General features: G+C 52.8%; 10 protein-coding genes. All 10 read right to left on the reverse strand.

Annotated features, from left to right (window positions below):
- Positions 1-12: 12 nt before the first annotated feature.
- The 10 genes from cysC to K2F33_RS23620 all read right to left on the reverse strand — a co-directional run bounded on the left by cysC (position 13) and on the right by K2F33_RS23620 (position 11,784).
- Positions 13-567, reverse strand: a complete 555-nt coding sequence (gene cysC, locus K2F33_RS23575) for an adenylyl-sulfate kinase (protein WP_076165454.1) — start codon at positions 565-567, stop codon at positions 13-15.
- A 17-nt stretch (positions 568-584) separates the two neighbouring features.
- Entirely contained in the window at positions 585-1,589 is a 1,005-nt protein-coding gene (locus K2F33_RS23580) for a Gfo/Idh/MocA family protein (RefSeq protein WP_263878847.1), read from the reverse strand.
- A complete protein-coding gene (locus tag K2F33_RS23585; RefSeq protein WP_212968469.1) occupies positions 1,586-3,004 on the reverse strand; it encodes a sulfatase family protein in 1,419 nt (472 codons plus the stop codon). The genes K2F33_RS23580 and K2F33_RS23585 overlap by 4 nt, the downstream gene beginning before the upstream one ends.
- Positions 3,005-3,037: 33 nt before the next feature.
- On the reverse strand, positions 3,038-3,841 hold the full coding sequence (locus tag K2F33_RS23590; RefSeq protein WP_263878848.1) for a sugar phosphate isomerase/epimerase family protein: 804 nt from the start codon (positions 3,839-3,841) through the stop codon (positions 3,038-3,040).
- 57 nt (positions 3,842-3,898) lie between these two features.
- Positions 3,899-5,005: a Gfo/Idh/MocA family protein gene (locus K2F33_RS23595; RefSeq protein ID WP_263878850.1), complete on the reverse strand. Its 1,107-nt coding sequence runs from the start codon at positions 5,003-5,005 to the stop codon at positions 3,899-3,901.
- A 168-nt stretch (positions 5,006-5,173) separates the two neighbouring features.
- On the reverse strand, positions 5,174-5,980 hold the full coding sequence (locus K2F33_RS23600; protein ID WP_263882436.1) for a carbohydrate ABC transporter permease: 807 nt from the start codon (positions 5,978-5,980) through the stop codon (positions 5,174-5,176).
- A 98-nt stretch (positions 5,981-6,078) separates the two neighbouring features.
- The gene (locus K2F33_RS23605) at positions 6,079-6,945 is read right to left on the reverse strand and encodes a carbohydrate ABC transporter permease (protein ID WP_145133505.1); all 867 of its coding nucleotides are present in this window, start codon (positions 6,943-6,945) and stop codon (positions 6,079-6,081) included.
- 21 nt (positions 6,946-6,966) lie between these two features.
- On the reverse strand, positions 6,967-8,298 hold the full coding sequence (locus K2F33_RS23610) for an ABC transporter substrate-binding protein (RefSeq protein WP_263878853.1): 1,332 nt from the start codon (positions 8,296-8,298) through the stop codon (positions 6,967-6,969).
- Between the two features lie 167 nt (positions 8,299-8,465).
- Positions 8,466-9,980: a response regulator transcription factor gene (locus tag K2F33_RS23615; protein WP_263878855.1), complete on the reverse strand. Its 1,515-nt coding sequence runs from the start codon at positions 9,978-9,980 to the stop codon at positions 8,466-8,468.
- A complete protein-coding gene (locus K2F33_RS23620; protein ID WP_263878857.1) occupies positions 9,955-11,784 on the reverse strand; it encodes a cache domain-containing sensor histidine kinase in 1,830 nt (609 codons plus the stop codon). Before K2F33_RS23620 ends, K2F33_RS23615 begins: the two co-directional genes overlap by 26 nt.
- Position 11,785: the final 1 nt, after the last annotated feature.

Below are 11,785 nucleotides of genomic sequence, written 5' to 3' on the forward strand. Positions count from 1 at the left end.
GTCTTAGTCCTCCTAAGGAGCTGCCTTTTTTAGCGGTGCCCTGCGATTCAGCCAGGATAAAATCTGATCGCTGTTGTGCTGAAGCGAATGGGATGATGTGCAAATCGTGATGTCGGGATCGGAAGGGATATCGTAAGGGTCGGATATTCCGGTGAAATGCTTCACCTCTCCCCGCCTTGCTTTGGCATACAGGCCCTTCACGTCACGCCGCTCGCATTCCTCCAAAGGACATTTAACATACACTTCGACGAAACCCGGAATTTCTTGCCTTGCGTAGTCTCTCATTTCAGCATATGGCGTGATGGCGGATACGAGCACATGGACTCCGTTACGGGCAAGGAGCTTAGAGACGTAGGCGATTCTTTTAATGTTCTCAAACCGCTCCTCACGGCTGAACCCGAGGCCTTTGCAAATCGTTTCCCGCAGCTCGTCGCCGTCCAGCAGTTCTGCGCGGACTCCCCGCTGCAGCAGCTCATTCGCCACATAACGGGCCGTCGTCGTTTTGCCGGCGCCCGAAAGGCCGGTAAACCATAACACCGTTCCTTTCTCTTCCTGCCTTATATTCATCCTTAAGTACCTCCTGCTTATGGGCTGGTCGGCACCTCTACGGGTATTCCGCCGGACTGATGCGATCGGATAGCCGCTTCGATGACTTCCTGTGCGGCGAGCGCATCCGAGCCGGAAGCCTCGATGTCTTCTGGGGTAGCTCCTCCCTTGATCTGTTCGATAAAGCGGTTGATCCGGTGCTTGAACGTGTCGTCAAAACCCTGCATCCCGCCGAACAATGGATTGCGCAGCACCGTAAGTTCATCCGATTGATGCGGATAATACGTCATGCTCTCATAGACGTTGTCGATGACGATCCGGCCTGTGGTGCCGGCCGCTTCACAGAACTCGATCGGGTGGCGCATGGAGGCGTCGTAACTGCCGGTTAGATGACCGACTGCTCCTGAATCGAACTCCATGTTGATGGAGACGGTCGACCACGAATTCCGCCCCGGCGCTTTCGTCATGAATGCCTGCACCCGCTTCACGTCGCCGGCGAAGTAGCGCATGACGTCGATGGAATGCGGATGCAGCGCACGCATGTGCAGCCACTCCGTATCCTCCTGCCGGTTCGAAATGGTAAGCCGCATGTTCATATACAGCATGGAACCGAGCTTCCCTTGTTCGATGAGTTCCTTGGCTTTGTACGCAGCAGGTGTAAAGCGGTGATTCAGGTTGCAGGCTAGCCTTACGCCTTTTTCCCGGGCCAAGACGACCATGCTGCGGGCCTCTTCGATCCGGTTCGATATTGGTTTCTCGACGAGCACGTCTTTTCCTGCTTCGATCGCGATAACGGCAGGTTCGAAATGATGGCTCCCTTTCTCAACCCCTGCCGTCGCCACGGCCACCATATCCACAGACTCTGCGGCGAGAAGTTCACGCAGATCTGTGTAGAAAGGAACGCCATGCTCGAGTCCCGCCGCTTCAGCGCGGTCCGGCATAAGGTCGCATACGGCGACAAGTTCCGTATCCGGGTGCTGCTTGTATGCCCGGCAGTGAATTTTGCCAATATGATTCACACCGACGACAGCAACCCTGATCATCGGGATTCCGCCTTTTCCTTCGCCTGCAGCGAACGCGCCTTTTTGATGGACCCGATGTGAAGGGAATCATACACTTCCTGGGACGAGGTGAATTTCTTGCCTGTTCCATGCCAATTCAGATTGGTATAGATCGGGTTGACTCTTTGGGTCTCCTGCTCTCTCCTGGCGATGTGATCCTCCATCCGTTTCGTAAGCAGCGAAACGACATCCGGCTCCTGTTCCGCAACATTATGATTTTCTTCGGGATCAAGAATGAGATTATACAGCTCCACCTCAGGCTTGAAATGGAAGTCCGGTTCAAGCGCCCGGATCAGCTTCCATTCCGGTGTGCGCCAGCCATGCTTGCGCATCCAGGTGCATTCGGTGATATAAAATTCGCTGATCCGGTTCCGCTCCTCGCCAGCGATCGTCTTTCGCAGACTGCGACCGTCGAACTTCGTCTCCACCGGAATTTCCAGGAGATCCAGAACCGTCGGCATCACGTCGGAAATGACCGTGACGTCGGATACCCGCTTACCGGCTGGCATGCGGCCAGGAAACTTGATGATGAGCGGGACGACCAACGTGCAGTCGTACATCCCATGATGGTCGAAATAACAATCGTGCTCATACAGCGTCTCACCATGATCGGCGGTGATGATCACAAGCGTGTCATCCTCCAGGCCCATCGCGCTGAGCTTGGCAAAAATGGTTTGAATGCAGGCATCCATATAGGCAACAGCCCCGTCATACTGCGCGGTCACGTATTCCTGGTCGGTGACCCCTTCCGGAATCCAGGATTTCAAAAAATCGGCAAACGGTTTGAATGCGTAGACCGGTTCCATGGAGCGGTTGCCGGGATCTTTTTCGTCACTGCCGTAAAACATCCGTTCGTACGGCGCGGGCGGCAAATATGGGGAATGCGGATCCATATGCCGCAAAAAGAGGAAAAACGGTTTGTTATCCGCTGCCAGACGTTCCAGCTCCGGTACGGCCACTTCGTTCAAATTTTGCGCTTTCGGCGTTCGTCCCGTTTCATCGGGCAGCCAAGCCTCGTAATCCAGATACGTATCGAATCCGCGCGAGGACGGATTGCCGGTAAAACCGATACAAGTCGTGTTATAACCATGATCGCCCAGCGTTTCAGCCAGAGTCTGCACATGATCGCCCAATGGTCCTTCATGGCGGAGTGCCACGACGTCAGTTCCGAACACGTCCATGCCGGTCAGCATAGACGCGTAGGCCGGGGTGGTCGGAATGCTGGGACTGAAATGCTTCTCGAACAGGACGCCATCCTTCGCCACTCGGTCGATATATGGGGTCGTCAGCTTTTCGTAACCATACGAGCTCATATGATCACGCCGAAGGCTGTCGATGCCGAAAATAATGACGTTTGGCTTACGCTTAGGCTCATTCTTACGCTTACGGTTGCTCATGTCGATTGAGTTCACTCCTTACCAAATATGGATTTACCGCGCACCCAAGTTCTTGAGGATCGCGTTCAAGTAGCCGTACGATTCAGCCGCAACGATGGATACCTGCGCCAGCGAATGCTCCGGTGTAGCGCCGATGACCTCTAACACGACCGGGCCATCGTACCCGCCGTCGACCATGGCCTTGCAGTAACCGTACAAATCAATGTCTCCTCTTCCGCACGCCTGCAGCTCGATCGGACCAGGGCCTTGCTCCTTCCCCAGGCAGTCACGGATATGGATGTGTTTTACTCGATTTAACACGGCAGGAAGCGCCTCCTCGGCTTGCTCGCCGGCACGGTGAATATGGCTCGGGTCCATGTCAATGCCGAACGCCGGGGATGGGATAGCCTCCATGGCCCGCAGCGTTGTCGGCGTATTGTGGATCGCGTTGCCTACATGGGCTTTGACGCACAGCGTTACGCCAAATGACGCCGCCTTCTCAGACATGCTGGCCAGTTTATCGATCGATGCGGCGAGGTCTTCCTCGACATTCATCTTGCCCCCTGGACCGACGTTCACGATCGGGATCTTCATCTCGGCGGCCGCTTCGAACGCAGGAAGCAGCCGCTGCTCATCGAGCGATGCCACTTCCGTCGAAAGAAGGGACAGGCCGTTCTCTTGCACGATTTCGAGCAGCTCGTTCTTCTGCTCCTTCCAGCGGCTAAGGTCCAGATGCTCGCACATCCCCTGGATGGCGGCAATCTCGACTCCGTCGTAACCGCAGAGCGCGATTTGCTTCGCCGCTTCCGCAAAGCTGAAATGCTTGAATAATACGGAATTGACCCCTAACTTGATCATCTCGGGTTTTCCTCCTTGTTCTTCGAATATTCGAATAATGGATATCATCCGGATTTCTTATTTCAAGTACAGCGGATCTCCATGCAGCGGCGGCAGCGGATGCGGCCGAACGACTTCACCACCGAGTTCGTAGGACTCCTGAACCGCATGAACGTATTCCAATACGGCCAGTGCATCGCGGCCGCTGGCGCGCAGCTGGTCCTGAGACACTTTGTTCTCTACATCCTCCAGGAAGGCGTGCAGCCGGTTGTTGAACGTCCGGTTAAAATCGTTTGTGCCAAAATCGGTGACGACCGGCTCCGGTTGAACGCTGATCGCAGCGATGCCCTTCTCCGCTTTCCAGAATGAAACCTTCTCGACGCAATTTTCGATGCAGAAGGTCCCCTTGGATCCAGCCACCTCCAGGCTCCACCAGCCGCCGAGCCCATACACCGCATCGCCCCGCTGGCTAAGCAGATACCCTACGCCGCCGTTCGCAAACTTGACATGAATGCTGTTGATGGACACCATCACGTCACCGGCGCTGCGGCGGAACCCCGGCCGGTCCGAGAACGTTTGGATGTGGGTGATGTCTCCGCAGAAATGCCGCATCACACTGAACGGATGGGTCAGAAACGCCCGCATGTGAAAATACGGATGTCCGCTGATTTTCGCGGAGCCGGCAGGCGCATAATTCGCTTCGCCGCCGTTGAAGCCCATCTTGGCGAGGCAGTACACAAGCTCGCCGATTTCTCCGCCGTCCATGTAAGCCTTCGCCTTCTCGGCAGGAGCGGTGAAATAGTGATTCAGGTTGCATCCAAGATACACCTTCTGCTTCTCCGCGAACGCAACGAGTTCACGGCCTTCGCGGACATCGTTGCACAGCGGCTTTTCGACGAGCACATGCTTGCCGTAACCGATCGCTTCCATCGCCGGTTCGAAATGCCAGCTTCCGTTATCGATCCCTCCAGTCGTAATGTCCACGACCTGCAAATCCGGCTCGTTCTCGATCATGTCCTTCACGCTGTAATAGGCTTTCACGCCGTGTCTTTCCGCAGCGGCATCCGCCCGTTCCCGAACGACGTCACATACCGCTACAACATCCGCCAATTCGTCGTCCTTATAACAATTGGCGTGGTTATTCCCGATTCCATTCATGCCGACGATTCCGATTTTGACCGCCATTTCCTCATCCCTTTCACCCGTTATTGATTCGCTGCTCCACAATTAGAAGGTCTGTAACCGTTTTCTAATAACATCATAATCCCCGCGTATTTCTGATTCATGGTCGATCGGGACAGAAACCGCACCGATCCGGACGATTTGTGATGCACATTTAGCCGGGTCATTCTTCTAGCCTTTGACCGCCCCTGCTGTCATCCCCGCCACGATTTTCTTGTTAAAGAAAATAAAGAGAATGAGCGGCGGGATCGAGATCAGCACGATGTCCGCAAACAGCAAGTTCCATGATGTCGTGAATCGGCTCATGAAATTGTACAGCGTCAGCTGAATCGTGGCGTTGTCCGCGCCGGGGAAAAAGTAAAGCGGATTGACAAAGTCGTTAAACACATTGATGGACGTCAGCACGATCACAGTCGAGGTCACGGGCTTCAATAGCGGAAAAATGATGCTCAAAAATAACCGGCCGCCGCCGCATCCGTCGATCAAAGCGCTCTCATCGACTTCACGGGGGAGCGTCGCCACAAACGCTTTGTACAAAATCGCCGCAAACGGAAAATGAAGCGCGACTTCGATAAGCGTGATGCCCGCCAGCGTCTTAAACAAGCCGATGGAATCGAGCACCCAGATCGTCGGCACGATGGCCGGCGGGATCATGAGCCCGGCGAGCACAAGAAAATTAATGAAGGAGGACGTCCTCCCTCCTTCCCTGCGCTGCAGCACGAAGCCGGCCATCGCCGCCACAATAACGAGGATGCTGATGGACAGGACAGTGAGCAGCGTGCTGTTGATGAATGCGCGGATCAGCATGTAATCCGAAGCAGTCAGGACGGCTTTATAATTGTCCAGGAAATGAAAGCTGGTCGGCCAAGCCATGCTCATATCCGCGGATTCCGCCTGATTTTTAAGCGAATTGATGATGACAAAGTAAAAGGGAATCCAAAAGATCAAGGTACTCAGAAGGAGTGCCACGATACCCATGGTGATTTTCCTCACCCGTTTGGATAGTCTGCCGTCAGCGCGCTCGCTCCTGCTTCCGCGGATGCCCTTGATCATCTGATTGCTGCTTATATCTTTGCTCATAAGTTCACCTCGCTTTTCGTCAGGAACTTATAGAGCGGAAATGCCAGCACCGAGACGGCGATGAACAAGATCACGTTACCGGCCGTAGCGAGCCCATAGAAGCCGGCCTGGTATTGCTTGTAAATAATGGAGGCGATCAGGTCGGTCGTAAAACCGGGTCCCCCCTTCGTCATCGCCCAAATCAAATCGAAGGAGCGCAGGCCGCCGATGAATGCAAGAATAATGACAGAGTTCATGGCCGGCCGGCTCAGCGGCAGCGTGATGTTCCAAAAAGCGGAATAGTTGTTCCCTCCGTCGATCTTCAAGGCTTCGTAATATTCCTGGGGAATCGCCGATATCCCTGCGATGTAGATGACCGTCGCGACGCCGACGCCCTTCCAGACATCGACCATCGCAACTGACAATAACGCGATTTTGGTATTGCCCAGCCAATCCGGCCCGGTGATGCCGAGAGAGGCCAGGACGGTGTTGAACATCCCGTGCGAAGGGTGCATCATCGTGGAGAATGCGATCCCCACAGCGATCGTACTTAGTAAAGTCGGAAAGAAAATAACCGAACGCAAATAGTTTTTGAACAAAACCCTGGACGTAAGGAAGGCACCGAGCAGAAGACCAAGCACGACTTTTAACCCGCAGGTCACGACGGCGTACACAAGCGTGTTCCGGAAACCGATGCTCAGCGACGTTTCGGAGAAAAACGTGGCATAGTTTTCAAAGCCGATATACGTCCATTTTGTTAAGGTCCATCTCGTCATGCTGAAGAAAAACGACAGGATGGTAGGGAGCAAATAAAAGACGAAGTAAATGATGCCGGCTGGCAGTAAAAAGAAATACGAATACGTTCTCATCTTGGTTTTGGTCATGAAGTTCTCCTTTCTCGGCGGTTACCAGCCAGGAAGATTCAGCTGCTGCGCCTGTTTCTCCACGTCCTTGTCGTAGTCTTCGGCCCCTTTCTTTCCTGTGCTGATGCCGCTGCCGACAGCGACCGTAATGTTTTCGAGGTTCGGCCCTTTGACCGGGGAAACGAATTCAAGCGCTGGAGCAGTGTGCCCCTCGTCGAAATAATGCTGCATGTCTTTTACGGCACCGTAAGAATCGTCCGGCAGTGTGGCGCCTTTGATCACGTATGGTCCCGCCGCTTTCACCTTGGAAGCGAATACGGCCTGACCTTCCGGAGAGACAAAATAGTCCACCCATTTCTTTGCCGCGTCGGCATTTTTAGTGTCTTTGTTGATATACAGGCCGCTCGGCATCCATATGGTCAGCCCGTTTACGTCCACGCTGTCGCTCGGCTGGGCGAAAAATCCGATGTCGTCGATCTGGTCCGGCGTATTGGCCATGATCGTGTCGAGTCCGCTGGACAGCATCGGGTAATGCACGCCTTCGCCGGTGGCCAGCATTTTCAGCGCCACGTCATAGGTCGTTGCCAGAAAATCCTTATTCATATAGCCCTTCTTGTACACTTCTTCGATCTTTTCGAAGCCGCGAAGAGCCGCAGGCGTGGTTGCATACTTGACCTTGTTGGCCGTGTAATCCGCCGCGAAATTCGGCACTTGCGCCTGAACGTTATAGAAGTCGGCCAGCACAAACAACTGTGAAGTCCAAGTATCCTTGTAGGAAGCGAGAACGGCGGTTTTGCCCGCTGCTTTGATCTTTTCGTTGTTGGCCATGAATTCATCCCATGTTTTCGGTACGGATAAGCCAAGGTCGGCGTAAACCTTTTTGTTGTAGAGAATGCCCCCTGCATTGGTGGATCCCACAGGAGCGCCGTATACTTTACCGTTGGATGTGACGACCGTCTTGAAGGAATCGAGTACATTCGCCATAAAAGGTTCGCTCGTAACATCCATGAAGTGCTCTTCCGGATTTAGTGCCAGAAAAAGCGATCCGGTGTTATATACGAGCAGATCATCCATATCGCCGGTGGCCAGGCGCGTCTTGACCAGATTGTCGCCTTCCCCGCCGTCCGGTTTAATATCGAATTCGATAGCGATATTCAGCTTTTTCTCGGCCTCTGCCGCTACGGCTTTCAGCGTCTCCAGGGTTGTACCTGTGTTGCCGACCATCAACGTCAGCGTCGTCTTTTTCGAAGTTGAACCGGCGGTTCCGGTATCGCCTTCGGCGGCATTGCCCCCTCCCCCGCAGCCTGCAAGCAGCGTCATCATCAACACGATACTGGTAACGAATGCAAGCGGTTTGCTCTTCGTCGTCTTCATGTTTATACAACCTCCCTAACTGATTCCTTCATTGGATCCTGCGGATTGCTCAAAGGTTGAATGCGTTTTCGATGGGAGAAACGATGCAGCATCAAGGGCCCGGGTTCCCTCGTAAATTAAGATTAGATGGATTACGGGTGGGTGAACACCTGTGCTTTTGCCCATTTTTAGGGGGTGAATTTTCTTTTTTGCATTTGAGCGTATGTTTTAGGGGGGGCGCCGACGATTCGTTTGAATACTTGGCTGAAATGCTTTGGATCCTCATAACCGACAAGTCTGCTGACATCCGTGATGCGGGCTCCCTCACTCAGCAGCGTTTTGGCTGCTTCGATCCGGTGCCTGATCAAATAGTCTGAGAAGGTGTACCCCGTCTGGGTTTTAAACAGGCGTGACAAATAACCGAGGCTTACGTGATGTTCCGCGGCAAACTGCTGAAGTGAAAGATCATGCTCATAATTCGAATGGATATGATTTAACAGAATGGGGACAAGATCCTTGGGTTTCTGATCTAAAGGTGTCTGCCCGCCGAACAGCCCGAATACTTTACGGGTGAGCCAGCCGGACAATTCATCATACGTAGTGAATTCGTGAAGTACATGCATGTCGTCATGGAGCGCTGCGATCCGGGTGTCCCGCTTGGTAGAAGCATGAAGGTTATATTTGAGCGAATAGAAAAGATCACTAATGAACAGCGTAAGCTGCTTCAAAGTCAGTTGATGATGCTTTAATTCATGAACTATGCTCTGAATCGTATCTTTCCCCTTTTGAATTTCTCCCTGTGCGATAAAATTTTGGAGCAGCCTGGCACGATCCCATATTTCGCCGATTTCAGCCTCTACAGTGCATGTGTCTGGCGTTACGTATGTGGACATCCCGAACTTCTTCTGCTCCTCGATCATTTTGTTCAGTGCCGTATAGCTGGAGTGCAGGGGCTCCCCCTTCATCTTGATGACGTAACCCATGTGCACTTGAATTCCGGAACGGATCAATTGTTGATAGAGCATTTGAAGGCAGGACGTACAATATGCAATAAGCTGTTCATCCTCTAAGGCTGCAAGCAGAACCTTCCGCTTCGCGCCAACGTCGATGCCGTAGAGGTCTTGTTCCCGCAGCCGCTTGAGAAATACCGATCGTACGCTGCCGAGCGCCGTATCCTTCCCGCCCTCTTCCGAAGCATGACCATCTATTTGCAGTAATGCTGCAAAATATAGGCTCCCGGTAACCGATGCCGTATACTCATTCTCCGGGGTCTCTGAAGACAAGAGCATCTGTGTGACGGCTGCATGCATACGTTCGGTTTTTCTTTTCGTATCGTTTGTAATTTGAAGAAGCGTTTGATCGATGGCCGCGTATAAAACCTCCTTGCGCACAGGCTTCAGCAAATAGTCGATGACTCCCATTTTCATTCCCTGCTGGGCATAGGTAAACTGGTCATGTACGCTCAGCACGATCGCTTTGAGGTCTGGGTGGACGCCGATTAACGCTTTGATCAATTCCAGCCCGTCCATTCCCGGCATCGTGATGTCGGTCACTACCAGGTCGGGCGTGTTCTCATAGGCCGCGGCCAACGCTTCATCTCCGCTGCCAAATGCAAAAATGCGGTGCTGCGCCTCATAGATCCGGAACAATTCGACGAGCTCCGCAAGCGCCCAATGCTCATCCTCCACCAAAAATATATTCATCCGAACCCTCCTCCTTATTCCAGCTGTCGTGATCCCTAAACGGTAACGTAATCCGGACGATCGTCCCTCCACCCTGGCTGCTCTCCAGCTCCATCCCGTATTCAGCCCCATAGAACAACCGAATCCGTTCACGGATATTGCTGAGTCCGATGCCATACGGCTGGTCTTGAATGCGGCGGCTCGATTGTGCAGCATGCTGGAGTGCGCTCCGCAGCCCTTCCAGCTGCTCCTTGTCCATGCCTTGGCCGTTATCGGACACCTCGATGACGAACGAGCTGCCGTTTTGCATCGCCCGAAGGTCAATCCTTCCGCCGGACTTCATGTTACCCAGTCCATGGATGATGGCGTTTTCGATCAGAGGCTGTATCGTTAATTTCAATACCGATGCATGGAGCAGATGCTCAGGGACGGACACGTGAAGCTCGAACCTGCTGCCGAAACGGTGATGCTGGATGTTCATGTAATTTTCGATATGGTTCAGTTCCTCTTGAAGGGGGACCGGGTGCTGTAAATTTTTCATGCTGTATTGGAACAGCTCTGCGAGCGATTCCGACATTTCGGCAACCTCCTCGATACCCCGGACACGGCTGATTGACTTCATGATGTTCAGGGTGTTGTACAAAAAATGAGGATTGATCTGCGCCTGCAGCGCCGATAACTGGGCATTTTTCTCCGCCAATTTGGATTCGTATACTTCGTTGATCAGGCGGGAAATGCTGTCCAGCATGTTGTTGTAAATCCGGCTCAGCCTGCTGATTTCGTGATTTCCTGTAACGGACATGTACTGGCTGAAATCGCCCTGCTCGACCCGCGTCATTTTCTTCATCAAGTTACGCAGCGGAATCGTGATCTGGTGAGACAAAAGATAAGACACGAAGGCGATCAGGACTGTGGCGAGCAGCCCGGCAAGAGCGAGAATATACTGCGACTTCTTCTGTTTGGACAGTAAAAAATCTTTCGGCGTAAGAATGACCGTATTCCATTTGGTATAATCCGAATGCTCGATCGTGTACAGGTAACGCTGCCCCATCCACGTCAGTTCCCCCGAGTGAGGCGATTTCTGAAATGCGGACTTGCCCAGTCCCGAATGGGTGTTTCCGGTCAGTTCGTCCTTGTCGTCGTACACGATGTCTCCCTGGTCCGTCACAATGAGAACCCTCATGCTCCGTTCAAATTCGTTGGCATCGGACATGACGAGCATGTCGTTAATCACGTTCACATTGATGTTGATCTTCATATACGCGAGGGTGTCCCGATAAGGGATGCGGTTGATGTTCCGCACGAATGAAATGACCTTCTCCCGGCGGTCTCCTCCGGTATTTTCCTCACAGACAGGCAGTAAAATGAACTTGTTTGTCATGATTTCGGCTGTTCGGGGATACCAGATTTCATCTTCCAGATGAAAACTGACTTTAGGTCCGCTGGCTTTCGATACAAAATAAGCATTATGGTCCAATGTAAACAGGTAAATGCTCTGCAATTGGGATCTCGACTGTAAATGCGTGAACAGCCGATTGTTGATCGTGAGCTCGATTTCGTTCTGCTCCACAGGATCGTCGGAATGGTAATGATCGATCAGGCTGTTCTGGATGATGGAATCCCCGATGATCGACACGGATAATTTTTCAATGTCCTGAACATACAGCTCGAACGTCCTGCTGAACTGCCTCGTAATCGTATCCGATAGTGCGAACGTTTGGCTTTTGATATCGCTTACATTTTTGTAGTCAAACATCAGGCAGGTCAACGTCACGATAAACAGGGATACCGCCGAGAATGCGATAAACATTTTTGTTTTCAGCAAA

It is taken from the genome of Paenibacillus sp. PSB04 (assembly GCF_025809195.1).
GTDB classification, from domain to species: Bacteria; Bacillota; Bacilli; order Paenibacillales; family Paenibacillaceae; genus Paenibacillus_AQ; species Paenibacillus_AQ favisporus.

Coding starts and splice junctions, on each gene's coding strand:
- cysC (WP_076165454.1), bottom strand. CDS start 567: ATGAATATAAGGCAGGAAGAGAAAGGAACGGTGTTATGGTTTACCGGC.
- K2F33_RS23580 (WP_263878847.1), bottom strand. CDS start 1,589: ATGATCAGGGTTGCTGTCGTCGGTGTGAATCATATTGGCAAAATTCAC.
- K2F33_RS23585 (WP_212968469.1), bottom strand. CDS start 3,004: ATGAGCAACCGTAAGCGTAAGAATGAGCCTAAGCGTAAGCCAAACGTC.
- K2F33_RS23590 (WP_263878848.1), bottom strand. CDS start 3,841: ATGATCAAGTTAGGGGTCAATTCCGTATTATTCAAGCATTTCAGCTTT.
- K2F33_RS23595 (WP_263878850.1), bottom strand. CDS start 5,005: ATGGCGGTCAAAATCGGAATCGTCGGCATGAATGGAATCGGGAATAAC.
- K2F33_RS23600 (WP_263882436.1), bottom strand. CDS start 5,980: ATGGGTATCGTGGCACTCCTTCTGAGTACCTTGATCTTTTGGATTCCC.
- K2F33_RS23605 (WP_145133505.1), bottom strand. CDS start 6,945: ATGACCAAAACCAAGATGAGAACGTATTCGTATTTCTTTTTACTGCCA.
- K2F33_RS23610 (WP_263878853.1), bottom strand. CDS start 8,298: ATGAAGACGACGAAGAGCAAACCGCTTGCATTCGTTACCAGTATCGTG.
- K2F33_RS23615 (WP_263878855.1), bottom strand. CDS start 9,980: ATGAATATATTTTTGGTGGAGGATGAGCATTGGGCGCTTGCGGAGCTC.